Origin of the sequence: Agromyces larvae (genome assembly GCF_022811705.1) — a bacterium.
GTDB classification, from domain to species: Bacteria; Actinomycetota; Actinomycetes; order Actinomycetales; family Microbacteriaceae; genus Agromyces; species Agromyces larvae.
Genome location: NZ_CP094528.1, coordinates 1,666,535 through 1,684,399 on the forward strand (window position 1 = coordinate 1,666,535; position 17,865 = coordinate 1,684,399).

General features: G+C 72.2%; 22 protein-coding genes. 7 read left to right on the top strand and 15 right to left on the bottom strand.

Features of this window, described 5'->3' with window-relative positions; translation table 11 throughout:
- Nucleotides 1-82: 82 nt before the first annotated feature.
- On the top strand, nucleotides 83-442 hold the full coding sequence (locus MTO99_RS07880; RefSeq protein ID WP_243558253.1) for a DUF4180 domain-containing protein: 360 nt from the start codon (nucleotides 83-85) through the stop codon (nucleotides 440-442).
- Between the two features lie 21 nt (nucleotides 443-463).
- Here the strand turns inward: MTO99_RS07880 and MTO99_RS07885 are convergent, their stop codons facing one another.
- Together MTO99_RS07885 and MTO99_RS07890 are read right to left on the bottom strand one after the other, a co-directional pair.
- Nucleotides 464-1,054, bottom strand: coding sequence for a histidine phosphatase family protein (locus MTO99_RS07885; protein WP_243558254.1), 591 nt, complete (start codon nucleotides 1,052-1,054; stop codon nucleotides 464-466).
- A 36-nt stretch (nucleotides 1,055-1,090) separates the two neighbouring features.
- The gene (locus MTO99_RS07890) at nucleotides 1,091-1,942 is read right to left on the bottom strand and encodes a DNA-formamidopyrimidine glycosylase family protein (protein WP_243558255.1); all 852 of its coding nucleotides are present in this window, start codon (nucleotides 1,940-1,942) and stop codon (nucleotides 1,091-1,093) included.
- 86 nt (nucleotides 1,943-2,028) lie between these two features.
- On the opposite strand from MTO99_RS07890, the gene MTO99_RS07895 reads away from it, so the two are divergent.
- Nucleotides 2,029-2,604: a 1-acyl-sn-glycerol-3-phosphate acyltransferase gene (locus MTO99_RS07895; protein ID WP_243558256.1), complete on the top strand. Its 576-nt coding sequence runs from the start codon at nucleotides 2,029-2,031 to the stop codon at nucleotides 2,602-2,604.
- A 40-nt stretch (nucleotides 2,605-2,644) separates the two neighbouring features.
- On the opposite strand, the gene MTO99_RS07900 is transcribed toward MTO99_RS07895, so the two are convergent.
- Both MTO99_RS07900 and MTO99_RS07905 read right to left on the bottom strand, forming a co-directional pair.
- On the bottom strand, nucleotides 2,645-4,000 hold the full coding sequence (locus MTO99_RS07900; protein ID WP_243558257.1) for a hypothetical protein: 1,356 nt from the start codon (nucleotides 3,998-4,000) through the stop codon (nucleotides 2,645-2,647).
- 85 nt (nucleotides 4,001-4,085) lie between these two features.
- Complete coding sequence (locus MTO99_RS07905) at nucleotides 4,086-4,613, bottom strand: RNA polymerase sigma factor (RefSeq protein WP_243558258.1); 528 nt, start codon at nucleotides 4,611-4,613, stop codon at nucleotides 4,086-4,088.
- Between the two features lie 122 nt (nucleotides 4,614-4,735).
- On the opposite strand from MTO99_RS07905, the gene MTO99_RS07910 reads away from it, so the two are divergent.
- The 3 genes from MTO99_RS07910 (at nucleotide 4,736) to MTO99_RS07920 (ending at nucleotide 6,295) form a co-directional block, all read left to right on the top strand.
- Nucleotides 4,736-5,251 carry an ATP-dependent endonuclease gene (locus MTO99_RS07910; RefSeq protein ID WP_243558259.1) on the top strand — a complete coding sequence of 172 codons (516 nt, stop codon included), beginning with the start codon at nucleotides 4,736-4,738 and terminating at the stop codon, nucleotides 5,249-5,251.
- A 77-nt stretch (nucleotides 5,252-5,328) separates the two neighbouring features.
- On the top strand, nucleotides 5,329-5,868 hold the full coding sequence (locus MTO99_RS07915; RefSeq protein ID WP_243558260.1) for a TetR/AcrR family transcriptional regulator: 540 nt from the start codon (nucleotides 5,329-5,331) through the stop codon (nucleotides 5,866-5,868).
- Nucleotides 5,861-6,295 (top strand): DUF5360 family protein, encoded by a 435-nt coding sequence (locus MTO99_RS07920; protein ID WP_243558261.1) that lies wholly within the window; start codon nucleotides 5,861-5,863, stop codon nucleotides 6,293-6,295. Before MTO99_RS07915 ends, MTO99_RS07920 begins: the two co-directional genes overlap by 8 nt.
- A gap of 15 nt (nucleotides 6,296-6,310) precedes the next feature.
- Here MTO99_RS07920 and MTO99_RS07925 read toward each other — a convergent pair whose 3' ends face one another.
- Entirely contained in the window at nucleotides 6,311-8,131 is a 1,821-nt protein-coding gene (locus tag MTO99_RS07925) for a lipase family protein (RefSeq protein ID WP_243558262.1), read from the bottom strand.
- 86 nt (nucleotides 8,132-8,217) lie between these two features.
- Nucleotides 8,218-8,895, bottom strand: coding sequence for an alpha/beta fold hydrolase (locus tag MTO99_RS07930; RefSeq protein ID WP_243558263.1), 678 nt, complete (start codon nucleotides 8,893-8,895; stop codon nucleotides 8,218-8,220).
- 78 nt (nucleotides 8,896-8,973) lie between these two features.
- Between MTO99_RS07930 and MTO99_RS07935 the strand changes: the two genes are divergently transcribed.
- Nucleotides 8,974-9,831, top strand: a complete 858-nt coding sequence (locus MTO99_RS07935; RefSeq protein ID WP_243558264.1) for an AraC family transcriptional regulator — start codon at nucleotides 8,974-8,976, stop codon at nucleotides 9,829-9,831.
- On the opposite strand, the gene MTO99_RS07940 is transcribed toward MTO99_RS07935, so the two are convergent.
- On the bottom strand, nucleotides 9,794-10,030 hold the full coding sequence (locus MTO99_RS07940; protein ID WP_243558265.1) for a hypothetical protein: 237 nt from the start codon (nucleotides 10,028-10,030) through the stop codon (nucleotides 9,794-9,796). The two genes, MTO99_RS07935 and MTO99_RS07940, sit on opposite strands and share 38 nt — an antisense overlap.
- A gap of 137 nt (nucleotides 10,031-10,167) precedes the next feature.
- On the opposite strand from MTO99_RS07940, the gene MTO99_RS07945 reads away from it, so the two are divergent.
- Entirely contained in the window at nucleotides 10,168-10,602 is a 435-nt protein-coding gene (locus MTO99_RS07945; RefSeq protein WP_243558266.1) for a GNAT family N-acetyltransferase, read from the top strand.
- Nucleotides 10,603-10,633: 31 nt separating this feature from the next.
- Here MTO99_RS07945 and MTO99_RS07950 read toward each other — a convergent pair whose 3' ends face one another.
- The 8 genes from MTO99_RS07950 to MTO99_RS07985 form a co-directional block, all read right to left on the bottom strand.
- Nucleotides 10,634-11,500, bottom strand: a complete 867-nt coding sequence (locus tag MTO99_RS07950; protein WP_243558267.1) for an AraC family transcriptional regulator — start codon at nucleotides 11,498-11,500, stop codon at nucleotides 10,634-10,636.
- 121 nt (nucleotides 11,501-11,621) lie between these two features.
- Entirely contained in the window at nucleotides 11,622-12,020 is a 399-nt protein-coding gene (locus MTO99_RS07955) for a virulence RhuM family protein (protein ID WP_243558268.1), read from the bottom strand.
- Between the two features lie 68 nt (nucleotides 12,021-12,088).
- On the bottom strand, nucleotides 12,089-13,036 hold the full coding sequence (locus tag MTO99_RS07960) for a virulence RhuM family protein/type II toxin-antitoxin system death-on-curing family toxin (RefSeq protein ID WP_243558269.1): 948 nt from the start codon (nucleotides 13,034-13,036) through the stop codon (nucleotides 12,089-12,091).
- A gap of 231 nt (nucleotides 13,037-13,267) precedes the next feature.
- Complete coding sequence (ychF, locus tag MTO99_RS07965; RefSeq protein ID WP_243558270.1) at nucleotides 13,268-14,341, bottom strand: redox-regulated ATPase YchF; 1,074 nt, start codon at nucleotides 14,339-14,341, stop codon at nucleotides 13,268-13,270.
- 11 nt (nucleotides 14,342-14,352) lie between these two features.
- Nucleotides 14,353-15,633 carry a glycosyltransferase gene (locus MTO99_RS07970; protein WP_243558271.1) on the bottom strand — a complete coding sequence of 427 codons (1,281 nt, stop codon included), beginning with the start codon at nucleotides 15,631-15,633 and terminating at the stop codon, nucleotides 14,353-14,355.
- Complete coding sequence (locus MTO99_RS07975; protein ID WP_243558272.1) at nucleotides 15,630-16,199, bottom strand: TetR/AcrR family transcriptional regulator; 570 nt, start codon at nucleotides 16,197-16,199, stop codon at nucleotides 15,630-15,632. The genes MTO99_RS07970 and MTO99_RS07975 overlap by 4 nt, the downstream gene beginning before the upstream one ends.
- Nucleotides 16,200-16,474: 275 nt before the next feature.
- A complete protein-coding gene (locus MTO99_RS19030) occupies nucleotides 16,475-16,951 on the bottom strand; it encodes a DMT family transporter (protein ID WP_256461051.1) in 477 nt (158 codons plus the stop codon).
- Nucleotides 16,887-17,666, bottom strand: a complete 780-nt coding sequence (locus tag MTO99_RS07985) for a class I SAM-dependent methyltransferase (RefSeq protein ID WP_243558274.1) — start codon at nucleotides 17,664-17,666, stop codon at nucleotides 16,887-16,889. Before MTO99_RS07985 ends, MTO99_RS19030 begins: the two co-directional genes overlap by 65 nt.
- Nucleotides 17,667-17,865: the final 199 nt, after the last annotated feature.

Consider the following 17,865-nt stretch of genomic DNA (forward strand, 5'->3'; position numbering starts at 1 on the left):
CGAGGCTACCTTCCGTCAGCGCGGCCGAGCCCGGGCGCGGCAGCGTGATGCGGCCGCGTCGGCGGCCCGCTAGCGTTGCCGCATGCCGATCGAACGCTCCGTCCGTGACCGAGTGCTCCACCTCGACCCCGACGGGCCGCTGATGTCGAGCTCCGACGACACGAACGACCTCATCGGCGATGCCTGGGCGAACCGGTGCGACACGGTGGCGGTGCCCGTCGCGCGCCTCGATCCGCGGTTCTTCGATCTCGCGTCGGGTCTCGCCGGCACGGTCGCGCAGAAGTTCGTGAATTACCGGCTGCGCCTCGTCGTGGTGGGCGACATCACCGCGCACGAGGCCGCGAGCCGAGCCCTGCGCGACTGGGTGCGCGAGTCGAACCGGGGCGACCACATCTGGTTCCTGCCCGACGACGCGGCGCTCGCCGAGCGGCTGCGCGCCTGACCGGGCCGGCCCGACCCGGCCTCAGGCGACCTGCTCGGATGCCTCGGGCGCGAGGTCGGCGGGCGCGGCGCGACGCAGCCCCTGGTCGGTGAGTTCGACGGCGTGCACGGACACGTTGCCCGCTCTGCCCGGGGAGTCGGCGGGCGTCGGCGACAGCACGAAGTTGATCGCGTTGACGACGCCGCCGTGCGTGACGACGACGGTCGTGGCGTCGGGTGCGACGCAGCGGCGCAGCGCTTGCGTCGTGCGCTCCACGACCTGGGGCCGGGTCTCGACGCCGGGAATGCCGTCGGGCCAGCGCGCGTGCGCATCGTCCCAGGTCATGCCCTCGGCGATGCCGAACGCCTGCTCGCCGAGGTCGTCGTCGACGTCCACCTCGGCCAGCCCGAGGGCGTCGGCGATCGGTCGGGCCGTGTCGGCGGCCCGCGCGAACGGACTCGACACCACGCGCACGATGCGCGATGCCTCGGCCGACGCCGCGATGGTGCGTGCGACGGCGAGCGCCTGCGCGCGACCCGTCTCGTTCAGCGGCGTGTCGGTGCGGCCCTGGATGCGGCCCGCGACGTTCCAATCCGTTTCGGCGTGGCGGACGAGGAGGATGCGAGTGGTCACCGGTCGACCCTACCGACCGTGCGGAGGCGCCGACGGTCAGCCCTTGAGCGGCAGGAGCTCGCCGCCGGTCTGGCACTGCGGGCAGTACTGCGCGGTCGTGCTCGCGAAGGAGAAGTCCTGCACCACGCCGCCGCATCCGGGGCACGGTTCGCCGGTGCGCCCGTGCACGAGCATCGCGTCGACTTTCGCCTGCTTCAGGCGGTCGATCGGGATGCCGCGCCGCGCGTCGATCGCGCCGCGCACCACGTCGACCGTGGCCGCGAACAGCCGGTCGAGTTCGGCGTCGTCGAGGCTCGCCGCGTGCGCGACGGGCGACAGCCGGGCGACGAAGAGGATCTCGTCGGAGTACGCGTTGCCGATGCCGGCCAGCGACTCCTGTTCTTGCAGCACGGCCTTGACCTGCTTGCGTCGACCGGCGAACGCCCGATCGAAGTCGGCACGTGAGAACGACGGGTCGGCGGGGTCGGGCCCGAGCTTGGCGATCGCCGGTACGTCGCGCGGCGCGTCGACCACCCAGCACCCGAGCGAGACCCAGCCGCCGGCATCGGTCAGCTCGACCGCGCCGCCGTCGTCGAAGGCGAGCGAGGCGAGCATGGGCGGCTCGGCTGCGGCCGGAGCATCCGTCGAGGTGCTCGCGCCGTCGCCGAACCGCGCCCAGCCGTGCCGGCCGAGCGAGACGACCAGGTGCGCCCCGCTGCTGAAACCCAGATCGACCAGCTTGCCGAAGCGCGAGACGCGCTCGATGTGCTGACCGACCAGCCCGTCGGGCGGGCGGGTGCGCGTCTTCACGACACGGAACTCGACGACGTCGACCCCGGTGAGCGCACGACCCGCGAGCCGTTCGCCGAGCGCGTCGGCGAGTGCCTGCACCTCGGGCGACTCGGGCATGCCCCCAGCCTCGCACGGACCTCCGACGCGTGCCACCGGTGATCGATATGCCCACCCCGGCATGCCGTCTCGCGTACGGTTGCCGGATGGTCACCCGGTTCCTGTCACGCGTCTACTGGGCGTGCAGCCGGTGGACCCTCGTCACCGAGCCCGGGCCGACCCGCCCGACGGTGCTGCTCGGTGCGCCGCACACGTCGAACTGGGACTTCGTGCTCATGCTGGGCATCGCCTGGCGGCTCGGCATCGACATCCGCTGGCTCGGCAAGAAGAGCCTGTTCGCGGGCTGGCGGGGGCCGCTGATGCACCGGCTCGGCGGCATTCCGGTCGACCGCGCCGACCCGGGACGCGTCGTGGCCGAGGTGGTCGCGCGGATCCACGCGGGCGAGGTGTTCAGCCTCGTCGTCACGCCCGACGGCACCCGCGGCGCGAACGCGCACTGGAAGAGCGGCTTCTACCGCATCGCCCGTGAGACGGGCATGCCGGTCACCCTCGGCTACGTCGACCGCACCACGATGACGACCGGCCTCGGGCCGACGCTCGAGCTCACCGGCGACGTGCCGGCCGACATGGATGCGATCCGTGCGTTCTACGCCGACAAGGCCGGTCTCCGCCCGCAGTACCGCACCGAGCCGCGCCTCGCGTCGGAGCTCGGCGACGCCTGAGCCCGGCCGTCGCCCCGGCGCCCGGGCCTGAGCCCGGCGCCTACTCCGTCGCGAAGTCGAGCGACGCGTCGGCGACCGCGATGACCGACCAGGTGCCGCCGTCGGCGTCGGTGAACGTGTAGGCGGGCACCACGAGCACGCTCCCGTCGGGTTGCCACTGCGTGGCGAACCCGAGCTGCGCCTCGACGATCTCGACCCGGTTCACCGGCCAGGACACGGCGACTCCGGCATCGGGCACGGCCGGGGGTTCGGTGGGCGGTTCCCAGGTCGCCGTGGCATCCGGGCTGACCTGGACGCCCACCGCGGCGTCGACTCGAGCGCCGGCGGCCAGCGGCATGATGCCCGCCTGCGCGCCGAACCGCGGGTCGCTCAACCGCTCGAACGCCTCCTGCTCGCTCACGATCGGGTAGTCGCCGAGCAGCACCAGCTCGGCCAGCGAGCCCGATGCGCTGTACACGCCCTCGTCGGTGAGTTCGAGCCACCACGCCTGGTCGAGCCGCTGTCCGTCGAGCAGCGGCCACGCCTGTGCGCTGCGGGTGACGGCGCCTTCGAAGGTCGGCGCTTCGTACCGGTAGGAGTCGGGGTCGGCTCCGGTCGCTGCGATGAGCGAGCGGAGCACGTCGATCGCCGCCTGCTCGGCGGGCACTTCGCCGGTCGGGGTGCACGGCACGTCGGGGGTGTCGTCGCACACCCAGGGATCCACGTTCGGGTTGTAGTAGGAGAAGTTCAGCGTGCCATCGAGCCCGACGGTCAGGGTCGGGCCGGTGCCGTCGTTCGGGCCGACCGCCCACGCGCCCGACGAGATCTCGGCGGTGCCGCCGAGCCCGAGCGCCGCGGCGAGCGCGCCCACGGTCTCCGCGTTCGACCTCGACCGGGCGTCGTAGCCGTAACCGGCCGCGGTGCCCGCGTCGGTCGACAGCCCCGACGCGTGGAAGCTGTTGCGACCCGACCAGCCGGGGTACATCATCGCGTCGCGCGGTGAGAGTTTTGCCCCGCCGATCGCGCTGTCGACGGGTGCGCCGCCCATCGACAGCTCCTGGGTGGCACCGCCCCCGAGGGTGATCGGCGGTGCGGCGACCGGCGCCGGCTGCCCGCCGGTGGCGGCGCCGACGCCGTAGCTGACCGCGCCGACCACCGCGATCGCGGCGGCGACGCCGGCGATCGCGACCCAGCGCGGGCGGCGTCGCGCGCGTTCGGTCGCGAGGTCTGCGACCGGGGGCGCGGCCTGGTCGGATGCCTCGGAAGAGTCGGATGCCCCGGATGCCCGGTCACCGGCCGGAGCGGCGACCGATGCGACGACGTCGTCGACGAAGCCGTCACGGGGCTCGACGCCGGCCGCGGGGTCGGCGGCGCGGAGCCGCTCGACGGGGTCGAGGTCGTCGTGGTCGTCGCGCATGGTGATCACCTTCCGTGGTGGGCTGCCGGATGCGGGTTCACTCTCGGATATGTGCCGGGCGGCGCGAACCTTGCACCGGCGGCCGTCAGAACGTCAGCCGCTCGCCCCACGCCTCGCGGAGGCGCTTGCGGGCGCGTGAGAGCGCGGCATCCGCCCCGGAGCGCGAGATGCCGAGCACCTGCGCGAGCTCCTCGCCGTCGAGGCCCTCCCACGCGTGCAGCAGCAGGATGCGACGGTCGCGCTCGCCGACGCTCGCGAGCGCGCCGCGCAGTTCGGCGTCGAACAGCGCGCTGAGCTCGGGGTCGCCCTCGACGCGGTGCGCGGATGCCTCGGGCACGTCGCCGACCGGCAGGTCGACGAGCTTGCGGCGGTGGTTCGCGAGGGTGAACCCGGCGGTGCGGTAGAGCCAGGGCAGCACGGCGTCGCGCGGCACGTCGTCGCGCCGGCGCCAGGCGGTCGCGAACACGTCGGCCGCGAGGTCGTCGGCGTCCTGCCGCGGACCGCGCCGCGCGAAGTAGCGCACCAGCGCGGTCGAGTGCTCGCGGACGACCGCGGTGAACCACGAGAGGTCGTCGCCGGCGGCGGCGCCCGGCCGGGCGGGCTCCTCGGGCATCCGGGCCCCCTCGGTCATGTCGGCATCTGCTGCGGTGCTCGCGGTCGTCACACCCTGCTTGTGTCGCGAGTTCCGTGAGTCTTGCACGGGCGCGGACGATGGCGCACGCCTAGGATCCGAGCATGACGGATGCCTCGGGCCCGATCGTCCTCGTCGAGGGTGACAGCGACCGCATCGCCGTCGAGATGCTGGCGGCCCGGCTCGGCGTCGATCTGCCGCCGGTCGTGGCGATCGGCGGCTCGAAGAACGCGCGGCGTGCGATCGCGGCGCACCCCGGTGCGCGCCTCATCGGACTCGTCGACGCCGGCGAGCGCCGTGATTTCGAATCGGTGATCGACCCGGTGTTCGTGTGCGATCCCGACCTCGAGGCGGAGTTCGTGCGGGCGCTCGGCGTCGACGGCACGCTCGCGGTGGTCCGCGAGCAGGGCGAGCTCGACTCGTTCCGCACGCTGCAGCGCCAGCCCGCGCTGCGCGAGCGGTCGATCGAGGTGCAGCTCGCCCGCTTCTTCGGCGGGCGCAGCGGCAACAAGCTGCGGTACGCCCGGCTGCTCGCCGAGGCGGTGCCGCTCGACCGGGTCCCGCCGCCGCTGGCGGCGCTGTTCGCAGCCGTGGCGTCGGCCGGTCGCGACGACGTCTGAGCGGTGCGGGCTCCCCTGGGGCGCGACACCTCACGAACCCGGCATTTACTGTACCGCACGTGCGGTACAGTAAACCCATGCATCAGCGATCACCGGCGGTGCGCGCCGGCATCCTCGAGGCGGCCGCACGAGTCATCCTGCGAGAGGGAGCCGAGCACTTCACCATCAGTCGCGTCGCCCGAGAGGCGGGGCTCAGCGTGGGCGGCCTGCGGTACCACTTCGCCTCGAAACACGACCTGCTGGTCGGCCTCGTCGACCACGCGGTGGCCGGATTCGACGCCGCGCTCGCCGCGGCGGGCGACGCACCCGGCTCCAGGACGCGCGCGTACATCGACGCGACGCTCAGCGACACGGGCTCGCGTGAACTCGCCGCAGCGCTCGTCGCGACCGTCGCCGTCGACTCGCGACTGCTCGCCGTGCTGCGGGCGCACTTCGCCCGCTGGCAGGCGATGCTCGACGACGACGGCATCGACGACACGACCGCGGTGCTCGTCCGACTGGCCATGGACGGCTGGTGGCTCGCCGCGTTCGTCGATCTCGCGCCGCCGCGCGGCCGGGCGGCGACCGAGCTCCGAACCCGACTGAACGCGCTGGTGACGGAGGCGACCGGTGACTGATCTCGACCGCGGCACCCGCCTGAGCCGACGGGTGAAGTCGATCATGCTCTGGACCGACCTCGGCTTCGCCGCCTACTGGGTCGCGACCGCGGCCGGCCTGCTCTCGGTCGGCGGCGGGCGCATGATGAGCGACTGGAACTGGTCGTTCCTCGGGCTCGACCTGATCGCCATCACCACCGGTCTCGCCAGCATCGCCTTGGCGCGGGCGGCCCGCCCGGCGGCGCGCGACCTGATGATCGTCTCGCTCGCGCTCACCTCGGCCGCGGGCCTCATGGCCGTGAACTTCTGGGCGATCCGAGCGGAATTCGACCCGGTCTGGTGGATCCCGAACCTCTGGCTGCTGCTGTTTCCCGCGGTCGCCCTCACGCTGCTGTTCCGAACGACCTCTGCGTCGGGGCCCGCGTCCGCAGTGGCGCGGCCCGACTGAGCCGCACGCTCGGGCTCAGAACTCGGCGCGGGTGCACGCCTCGCCGACCGGTTCGCCCGCGAAGCGGGCGGCGGTCCACTCGAACAGCTGCGGCACGAGCGGGGAGTCCGCCTCGACCAGCGGCACGTGGCCGCGGTCGGCGTAGACGCGGAAGTCGACGCTCGCTCCGGCCGCGCACAGCGCGTCGAGGATCGGCTCCTGCGCGTCGGCGACGATGAGCCCGTCGGCACCGCCCTGGCCGAACAGGACGGGCGCCGAGATCGTCGCGGGCGGGATGTTCTCGGCGAGCCGCGCCCCGAACGCACCGGTCGTCGGGTCTTCGGCGAGGAGTTCGGGATCCTCCGCGAGCCCGAGCAGGGTGAGCACCGACGCCGCGGTGCCCGGCTCCGACAGGCATCGGCTCGCGAGGCGCCGCACCGTGACCTCGGCGCCGGGGCGCACGTACTCGCGGGTCGTCACGTCGTCGTAGATCGCGGCGTACGCGAACACCGCGAATGCGCCGAAGATGCTGCCGCCCGTCACGTCGGGCAGATGATCGACGAGCGCAGGCAGGTTCGCAGCGGGCGCCAGTGCGGCGACGCCGTCGAGCTCGACCTCGGGTGCGTACTCGGCCGCGAGCGCGCCCGTCCAGAGCGCGGCACCCCCGCCCTGCGAGTGCCCCCAGACGACGGTGCGCTCGCCCAGGCGGGCGCCGTCGAGTTCGGCGGCGGCGCGCCGGGCGTCGAGCACGGCGGTGGCGCTCGGCGGGCCGATCAGATACGGATGCTGCGTCGGCGTGCCGAGGCCCAGGTAGTCGGTCGCGACGAACGCCCACCCCTGCTCGACGATCTGCGGCAGCACGAACATCGCCCCCGACTCGAACGGCTCGGCCAGCAGCGACGGCGCGCACTGCTGGGCGACGCCCGTCGTGCCGTGCGCCCAGTCGACGACCGGCCAGTCGCCCGCACCCTCGGCGGGAACGACCACGAGCCCGCTGGCCACGGCGGCCTCGCCCGAGAGATCGGTCGTCGTGTAGAGGATGCGCCAGGCGAGCGCGCCGTCGGGGACCTGTCGCGTGAACGGTTCGGCGCGGATGAGCCGGCCGGGCTCGTCGGGGACGTCGCGCGGCGCCGCGTAGAACTCGTCGACGACGGGCGACCCGCCGCGCAGCGACGCGCTCACCGCCCCGGCTCCGACCGCGACGACCAACGCGAGCACGGCGGCGATCGTGCGAGCCCATCGGGCGAACATCGGCGGCGGAGCATCCGTCGGCGGCGGAGCATCCGCGGTGCTCGCTCGCGCCGTCCCGCGCACCGCGTGCCAGACCTCGAGCAGACCGACCACGATGAGCCGCGCGCCGAAGACGACCGCGACGATGATGAGCGTGATGTCGGCCCAGAGCAGGGCGAGCAGGCCGAACACGACGCCGGCCGTGCCGAGCAGGGCCGCCGCCACGCGGGCATCGGCCGTGCGGCTCGCGCGGAACGCCGAGACCACCGACAGCACGCCGTTCACGATGAGTCCGATGCCCACGACCCACGCCAGCGCGCGGACCGTGAGACCCGGCCATGCGAGCACCCCGACGCCGAGCGCGATCCAGACGACCGCCATGAGGAGGCGCCACCGCGGCGTGCGCTCGCTGCTCTGCTCGGCCCGGTCGCGCTCACCGCCGCCCGCGGCTTCGAGGATGCCGGTGAGGATCAGTCCGGCGCCGATGAGGATCGCGAGCACCCCGAGCGCGGTCGTCGGTCGCACGACGATGACGGCGCCCAGCACGACCGCCGCGAGCCCCACGACGGCGCGCACCCAGCGCGGCAGGGATCGGAACCACGCGCGGATCCGTCGCCCCACCGCCATGCGCTCCCCCGTCGCCGCCGAACGATCCGATGCTAGTGCGCGCCGCATGCCGGGCGTCGGCGACGGGCGGCACGGCGCGGATCGGCTCAGGTCAGCAGCAGGTCGGCGACGAGGTGCGGCGCCTCCCGCATCGCGTCGTGGCCGGTGGGCAGGTCGTGGACCTGCCAGCCCGGATCCGCTCGGAGCCGGTCGCGGAGTCCGGTGAACGGCGTGCCGTCCGGCCATCCGGTGCAGAAGACGAACTCGCGCCGGGGCACTCGATCGATCGCACCGGTGAGCCGGATCGACTGCACGAGGGACGCCAGCGGGTGGGGCCGGCGGCGGGGGTCGCCGACCCGCCCCGCACGAACCGGCGGGCGGACCGCGAAACCCGTGTCGGCCGCGCCGTCGACGAACGACCGCCGGTAGGCCTCCGTCGTCGACGACCAGCACGAGTCGCCGTGCTGCGGCACGTACGCGTCGAGATAGACCAGGCGTGAGATGCGATCGCCTGCGCGGTCGGCCGCGGCGGAGACCACCATGCCGCCGTAGCTGTGGCCGACGAGGGTCGCGTCGGCGATCTCGGCGCGGTCGAGCAGGCGCAGCACGTCCTCGGCGTGGGTGTCGAGGTTGGCGTTCGCCACGGTCGCGTCGTCGTCGCCCGGCCGCAGCCCCGTGAGGGTCAGGCCGTGGACGGCGTGCCCGGCGGCGTGCAGCAGCGAGGTCACGGCATCGAAAGCCCAGGCACCGTGCCAGGCGCCTGGCACGAGGACGAACGTCGACATGGGGAACTCCTTCACGAGATCGGATGCTTCAGACCACCATGTGCAGCGGACGGCGTGCCACCGGTACACTGCCTCGCGATGCCGCTTCGCCGCCAGTCCTCGGATTCGGCCGCCGTCACGTCCTACGTGTGGGCGACCGGCGGTCGCCACCTCTGGGCCTCGGGCGGTTCCAGTTCACGGCAATCGCACGATCGCGGCCACCTGGTGTACGCGGCCAGCGGAGTCCTCACCGTGCACGTCGACCGCGGCACCTCCGTCGTTCCGTCCAACCGGATCGCGTGGACGCCCGCCGGAACCCCGCACCGGCATCGCGCGCACGGCGACACCGACATGCGCATCCTGTTCCTCCCGCCGTCCCTGGCGAGACGGATCCCCGACCGACCGGCGGTGTTCCTCGCCACCGATCTCGCACGCGAGGTGTTCCGCGCCCTCACCGGGCCGCGCGACGACGTCGCGACCCCGGCCTACGGGCCGGCGGCCCGCATCCGGCTGCTGCGCGTGCTGGTCGACGAACTCAGCGAGGCCCACGAACAACCGCTGCACCTGCCGGAACCGCTGGACGATCGGTTGCGGGCCATCGCGAACGCCCTGTCCGAGCGACCCGACGACGATGCATCCGCGGCCGAACTCGGCCGGATGGCCGGTGCGAGCGCTCGCACCGTCAGCCGGCTGGTGCGCACCGAACTCGGTATGACCTTCTACGAGTGGCGCACCCAGTTGCGCATCGCCCACGCGCTCGTGCTGCTGGCCGAAGGCCACGACGTCACCGCGACCGCCCACGCGTGCGGCTGGTCGAATCCGAGCAGCTTCATCGCGGCGTTCACGAACGTGATCGGCACGACCCCGGGTCGTTACCAGGCCGGCGGGCGCCGACCCGTCGCACGCGTCGACGAAGCCGCTACCGGGTCGCGCCGACGACCCCGAACACGAGCGTGACGATGCCGACGAGCACGAAGACGACCCCGACCCAGCCGACGACGCGCGCCGACAGCGTCCAGCGTCTGGTCGTGCCGAGCCCCTTCGACTCCTGCTGCCGCGAGCCCTGAGCGAGCTCGCCGCGCTTGACGATGAGGAAGCCGCCCCAGCCCACGGCGAGCACGCTCCAGATGAGTGCGAAGATCAGTCCGGCATCCACCGCACCATCATGGGCCACGCAGGTCCAACCCGCCCAATCGCGACCGGCCCGATCGCGACCGCGCTCTGGCGGATCGCACCGGTCTCCTCGTCGGCCGAGCGCTTGTCGGCGAGACGACGCTGCGGCACGATCGCATCATGCAGATCCGACGCACGGTGCCCGAGGACGCCGCACTGATCGCCCCGCTCCTCGGCCAACTCGGCTACCCCACCGCTCCCGCCGCCCTGGCCGCGAGGCTGGAGCGGGCCGCGGACGACGACGACGACCCGTCGTGGATCGCGGTCGACGACGCGACGCACGCTGCGGTCGGCTTCGCGGCCGCCCACTGCTTCGCACCCTTCGAACTGGACGGGCCGGTGAGCGAGTTGACGGCACTCGTCGTCGACGACGGCGCGCGTCGCGCCGGGATCGGGCGCGCCCTGGTGGCGACGTTCGAGGCGTGGGCCGAAGCCCGCGGCTGCGTGCGGATGAGCGTCGCCACGTCGTTCCGCCGCACCGATGCCCACCGGTTCTACGAACGGCTCGGCTACGTGCAGCTGGCCCGGAAGTACGAGAAGAACCTCGTCGGCTGACGACGCCGCCCGAGCCCGGGCCGAACGGCTCTCAGACGCGCTCGATCGGGAACCACAACTCGCACGTCGCCGTGCTGAAGTCCTCTGCGCGACCGAGGACCGCCACGATCGACGGGCCGGGCCGCAGCCTCCACGGGTTCGACGGGAACCACTCGGCAGCCGACGCGGCGTACGCGGCCTGAAGCGCGGCCGGATGCGGACCCGACGTGCGGAAGACGACCCATGCGCCGGCGAGCACATCGATGACGTCGAGACCGGCGGGGACGACAGCACCCGCGTCGACCGAGACCCCGTGCAGGTAGGTCAGTTCGCTGCCCTCGCGGTAGTCGGGGTCGACGTCGGCGCTGACCTGCAGCAGCCCGCGCGGGTCTGCACTGCTGAGCGCTTTGAGCCGCTCATGCTCCTCGGGCGGCAGCGACGAGATGTGCTGCTGAATGGCCGGGTTGACCCCGTGGTGGATCAGCGGCACGCGGGCGGCGTAGCCGACGAGGCGGAAAGCGGGTCGTTCGATGATTCGGGCGTCCATGGCGGAGCTCCCTTCGACGGTCAGGCGGAACCTGATGGTGGGCTGGGCTCGAAGAGGGCCGCCATCGCGGCGAACCTCGCCGTGGCTCACGCCGTGCACGGATCGGAACGCACGCCCGAAGGCCTCGACGGACCCGTATCCGAAGCGGACGGCGATCGTCAGCAGATCCTCGCCGCCGATCACCTCGGATGCCGCGACGGTCATCCGCCGGCGACGCACGTACTCCGACACGGGCATTCCCGCCAACGCCGAGAACATCCGGCGCGCGTGATACCCCGTCGTTCCCATCGAAGCGGCGAGCGACTCGATGTCGATCTCGTCGCCGAGGCGGCGCTCGATCTCGTCGACCAGACGGTTGAGGATCTCGATCATGGCGATTCCCTTCGCGATCCACTCTCGCCCCGCCTCGGGACGGCGCGCCCGATCATCGCGGTCCGATTCTGTCTGGTGATGCGCCGGGCGACGTTCTGCGCGATCGTCGCCCGCGGCGCGCTCATGCTGCTGCGGCAGCCGGCCGACGGCCGCGTCGAGCCCCGTGGTGCGTGAGCAACGCGAACTCGACCCGGTAGCCGACGGAGCGCACCATATCGAGGCGGTGATGCTCGGTTCGGTACGACGTTCCATCAGCGGCAGTTGCTGCAGATTCTGCGACAACTGGAATCCCGTCCAACTCTTCGCGACGAGCGTTCGCGATGTGTTTGCCGATCGTCTTCACATCGCGGCCGAACAGCACCGCGATCTGGCTTCTCGTCAGCCATACCGACTCCCCGTCGGTGCGAACCGCGAGTTCGAACTCGCCGGTCGCGATGAGACATCCGCCGCCGAAGCCCAGCCCGACGCTCAGCTCAGACGTTGAATCTGAACTCCACCGCGTTCCCGCGCTCAGAGACATGACGAACGATTGTCGGCACTGGGATACGCTCGGCGGAACTCGTCGTATCTGCGACGTCGTCGCCGCAGTCAGGGCGCCTCCCCGGCGAGCATGCTCACGAGCAGCCCGACAATGAGTTCCTTCTCTTTCGGATCGCTCATCGCGACCATGAGTGTGATCGCGGCAAGCGCGTTGTTCGAGATGAGGGGAACGCCGTGCGCGTCGTCGAGCGCACCATTGCGAGCGAGGAAGTGCACGAACAGCGCGGCGGCGCTGCGCTTATTGCCGTCGGAGAGCGGGTGGTCTTTCACGACGAGATAGAGCAGGTTCGCCGCCTTCTCTTGCACCGTCGAGTACAGTTCGACCCCGCCGAACCCCTGGTAGATCGTCTCGACGACACCGCGGAGGGCATCACCACGCTCGCCGCCGAACAGCGTGTCGTCTGGGAACTCGGCCCCGACTTCGTCGATGACCGCGCGCGCCTCGCCGTACGTGAGGGTCCAGAAGGGCTCAATGCCGGCCGCCGGGAGGATCTCGCCCTCGTCGTACGCGCGGAGCGCGCGCAGGCTCGGCAGGTAGCGGGCCACTACTTCGGCGACGCCCGCCACGAGTTCATCGGTCGACCGCGAGAGCACCCGCACGAGCGAGCCGAGTTGCTCGAGCCGACGTTCATTGAGGGCGACACCTTCGAGGAGATACCGGCGAAGCACCTGCGTGGCCCAACGGCGGAACCGCACTCCCTCGGGAGACTTCACTCGATATCCCACCGAGATGACGACATCGAGGTCGTAGTGCGCGACGCGATAGGTCTTGCCGTCCGTGGCAGTTGTTGCAAAATCTGCAACAACTGCCTCGCGTTCGAGTTCTCCTTCAGAGAAGACGTTTCGAAGGTGCCGTGAGATCGTCGACTTATCCCGGCCGAAAAGTTGTACGAGTTGCTCGGCAGTCAGCCACACCGACTCCCCGTCGGTACGAACCGCGAGTTCGAACTCGCCGGTCGCCGATCGGTACAGCTCAACGCTCTCGACGTCGGGCACGTGCTGCCTCTCTGCGGACCCGCCCGGACGGCAGGTCGCCTGCGGTCAAGATAGCGTGCACGACCGACACCGATCTGCACCGCCGCGAAATGTCGGATGCTTCACCGGACACGCCGCACAGACGTGCGCCCCTGCGGCGCGCCGCCCGAAGCATCCGACATTTCGTGCGGCATCGGCGGCGAGACATCCGCTCGCCGACACTCAGCCCAAGTGAACCCAGGTCAGCTCAACTCAGACGTTGAACCGGAACTCCACCACGTCGCCGTCCTGCATGACGTAGTCCTTGCCCTCCATGCGGGCCTTGCCCTTGGCGCGGGCCTCCGCGACGGAGCCGGTCGCGACGAGGTCGTCGAACGAGATGACCTCGGCTTTGATGAAGCCCCGCTCGAAGTCGGTGTGGATGACGCCGGCGGCCTGCGGCGCCTTCCAGCCCTTGCGGATCGTCCACGCGCGCGATTCCTTCGGCCCGGCCGTCAGATACGTCTGCAGTCCGAGCGTGTCGAAGCCGACGCGCGCGAGCTGGTCGAGGCCCGACTCGTCCTGCCCGGTCGAGGCGAGCAGCTCCGCCGCGTCCTCGGGGTCGAGGTCGATGAGCTCCGACTCGATCTTGGCGTCGAGGAAGACGGCCTCGGCGGGCGCGACGAGCGCGGCGAGTTCGGCCTTCTTCGAGGCATCCGTCAGCACCTGCTCGTCGACGTTGAAGACGTAGATGAAGGGCTTCGCGGTGAGCAGGCCGAGCTCTTTGATGGGGTCGAGATCGACGGATGCCGCGGACAACGGCGTCCCGGCCTGCAGCAGGTCGCGCGCGGCGACGGCTGCCTCGAGCACGGACGGGTCGAGCTTGCGACCCTTGACCTCTTTCTCGTAGCGCGTGATCGCGCGTTCGAGGGTCTCGAGGTCGGCGAGGATGAGCTCGGTGTTGATCGTCTCCATGTCGGCCTTGGGGTCGACGGCGCCGTCGACGTGCACCACGTCGGAGTCGCTGAACCCGCGCACGACCTGCGCGATCGCATCGGCCTCGCGGATGTTCGCGAGGAACTTGTTGCCGAGCCCCTCGCCCTCGCTCGCCCCGCGCACGATGCCGGCGATGTCGACGAACGACACGGTCGCGGGCAGGATGCGCTCGCTGCCGAAGATGCCGGCGAGGGTCGCGAGCCGCGGGTCGGGCAGGTTCACCACGCCGATGTTCGGCTCGATCGTCGCGAACGGGTAGTTGGCCGCGAGCACCTGGTTCTTGGTGAGCGCGTTGAACAGGGTCGACTTGCCGACGTTCGGGAGTCCGACGATTCCGATGGTGAGTGCCACGGGCGACCAGTCTACCGGCGGGCCCCCCGCCGGGCTGCCGGCAGCCCTTCGAGCTCGTCGACGAGCGCTCCCGAGTCCGCCTCCGCGCGGATGCGCTCGCCGAGCGCCTGCGCGGCCGCCCGGTACGACGGGTCGGCGAGCAGGTCGGTGACCGCCGTCGCGATGGTCGCGACATCCGATCTCGGCGAGCGTACGAGCGCGACGCCGTGCCTGGCCGCGCGCGCCGCGTTGTCGGGCTGGTCGCGCCCGATCGGCAGGCAGAGCAGCGGCACGCCGTTGGCGAGCGCCTTGATGACGGTGCCGTGCCCGGCGTGGGTGATGACGAGTGCGGCGTGCGGGAAGAGCTCGCTGTGGGCGGCGGCGCGGACGACCCGCACCTGCGCCGCGGCGGGCACGTCGGCGGGGTCGATCGCGGGTCCGGTCGTGATGACCCCGCGCACCGGCAGCCCGGCGAGCGCGAACGCGATGCGCCGCAGCAGGTCTTCCTGCTCCATGTACGAACTCGAGAGGCCGACGACGACGAGCGGCGCGTCGCCGGGCGGCAGGTCGAGGCGCCCCTCGGTGGGCAGGTCTTCGAGCACGGGCCCGACCCAGCGGACGTTCGGCGGCACCGGCGCGGGGTCGTCGAACGCCGAGCCGGTGAGCAGCAGCACCCGGTCGGCGCGATCCCACTGCGCCCACACGTGACGGAGCGGGTCGAGTCCGAACCCGCGGCGGGTCGCGTTCAGCGCGCGCAGGCCCACGTCCCAGCCGAGGTTCGACATCACCCGGCCCGCGCGGTCGCGCGCCCGCCCGAGCGGCCCGCGCGCAGGCGCGAGCCCGAGGCCGAACGGCGGCCTGACCGCGGAGGGCACCAGGTAGACGCTGCCGACGAGCGCAGCCGAAGGGATGCCACGGGCCTCCGCCGCGACGAGGGCGCCGAGCAGCACGCCGTCGGCGAGCACGGCGTCGAACGGTGCGTCGGCGGCCGCCGCGTCGTCGAGCGCGGTGACGACATCGGCGGCGAATCGTGCCGACGGGCCGGTCACGAGTCGGTCCCGCACGCGCGCGAACGCGCCGAGGGGCGTGGCCGCCTCCCAGTCCTTCAGCAGGTCGTCCTCGACGGCGCTCGATGCGCGCTGCGGTGCGGTCGGCCACGGATGGTGCACGGCTCCCGTCGAGAGGATCGCCTCGGCGATGCTCGGATCGCCGGAGACGACGACCTCGTGGCCGCGTTCGATGAGCAGGCGGGCGACGCCGAGGTTCGGCGGGGTGGCGCCGCCGCCGTCCCAGACGGCCAGCAGGTATCTCATGGTGTGCTCCCTTCGAGCACGGCGGCGACGAGTCGGCGCAGCACCGCCGTCGTCTCGCCCTCCGAACGCCCCAGGTCACGGCGGAGCAGCTTCCAGGTGCCGACGTCGGTCGCGGCGTAGAGGGCGTCGATGGCCTCGGAGCGCGGCGTGTCCGCGCCCGGCAGCAGCGGGCCGAACACCGACTCGAGCCAGGCGCGGTGCTCCGATCGTGCTCCGTCGAGCAGCGGGCGCAGCGCCGGCTGCCGGTCGGCGTCGGCGACCGCTCGCCAGTTCGCGTCGCCGAGCGCCTCGTAGTGCCGGATGAGCGCCTCGACGGCTCCGTCGACATCGCCCGGGTCCACCTCGCCGCGCAGGTCGGCGACCTCGCCGGCGAAGTGCGCGATCGAGGCGGTGAGCAGCCCCTCCTTCGACCCGAAGTGGTTGAAGACGGTCTGCACGGTGACGCCGGCTGCGTCGGCGACCCCCGCGAGTGTGACGTCGTCGTAGTGCGCGCCGGCGAAGCGCTCGGCCGCGGCGCGCAGGATGCGCTCGCGCGTGCGGCCGGCCGCGACCGCACGGGTCGTCATGTCGTATTCGCGAACGCTCCGGCCCATAGTCGAAGCATCCTCGCCATTTGAATGCGCGTCAAGCGAAAACTTGACGTGCGTTCAAATGAAGTGGATGCACCGAACGTCGGAGCATCTCGACGACACGCCGCGGCCGTGCCGCGCAAGCCGGCGTGTCGCCCCGAATCTCCTACGCCGCGCACGGCGGGGCGGGTGGGCCGGGGGGTGGGCGGGGGCTGGTGGGCGGGGGCGGGTGGGCGGGGGCGGGGGCGAAGGCGGCGGGGCGAGGCGGGCGGCTACCCCGACGGCGTCGACGCGGCCGCCGTCACCGGCGGCGTGCGCAGGCGGCGCGAGATGAGCGAGTACACCGTCCAGGCGATCACGGATGCCACGACGAGCAGATCGCCCGCACCGAATCCGTTCGCCACGACGGCGGTGAGATCATCGCCCGTGAGCACGACGGTCACGCCGACGAAGGCGAGCGCGATGCCCGCACCCTGCAGCCCGCTCAACCGCTCGCGCAGCACGAGTGCCGCGCCGAGCGCGATCATCGCGGGGTTGATCGCGCTGATCACCGATGCGGCGACCGCGCCCGTCATGCCGAGGACCGAGTAGAGCAGCAGCGTGTACCCGCTGCTTCCACTCGCGCAGGGCGGCCCGCCAGTCGGGCCGTTCGAGCGCCCGCGCGAGCGGCCGCCCGCCTGCGACTCAGCCCGCCAGTCGGGCGCGGAAGCAGCGGGTGCGGTACGGCACCTCGAGCTCGGCAGCGCCAGCCACCTGCGGGTGGCTGTCGAGCAGCGTCTCGAGGGCGGCGATCGTCGCGGCCTGCTCCGCGGCATCCGCCGTGATGAAGTACGAGCGCGACCTGACCAGGTCGAGGAACGCGCTGCGAGACATCCGCGCCGACCAATCGACCGTGTGCTCCTCCACCCGGCCGAAGGGCGCACCGATCTGCACGTAGCTCTCGAAGGTGGCGCTCGCGTCGTGGCGCTCGTGCATGATCTCGCCCGCCTCGCGCAACCAGTCGACGCTCGTGTCGCGACTGTTCCAGACCAGGCCGAGGGTGCCGCCGGGCTTCAGCACCCGCGCGATCTCGGGGATCGCCCGCTCGGGGATGAACCAGTGCCACGCCTGCCCCGCGACGACCGCGTCGACCGAGGCGTCCTCGACGGGGATGTCCTCGGCCGTGCCGAGGATGCGCGGCACGCCCGGCACCGCCACCTCGAGCTCTTCGAGCATCTCGGCCACGGGGTCGACCGCGATCACGTCGCGGTCGAGCGCGACGAGCGCCTGCGTGAGCTTGCCGGTGCCTGCGCCCAGGTCGAGGATGCGGGCCGCGTCGCCCACCAGCCATTCCACGGCTTCGCGCGGATATCCCGGCCGGGCGGCATGGTAGACGGATGCCGCGTGGCCGAAGCTGCGCGCGCTCGCGACGGTCTCGGGGTCGGCGGGGTCGTGCACCAGACCGTCTTCGGATGCCTCGGCCATGCGTCTCCCGTCCGTTTCCTGCACCTCGTCGAAGGCCCCCTGAGCCCGTCGAAGGGAGCCCGTCGAAGCCCCCTGAGCCCGTCGAAGGGAGCCCGTCGAAGCTCCCTGAGCCCGTCGAAGGGAGCCCGTCCGAAGCTCCCTGAGCCCGTCGAAGGGAGCCCGTCGAAGGGAGCCCCTCGAAGCTCCCTGAGCCCGTCGA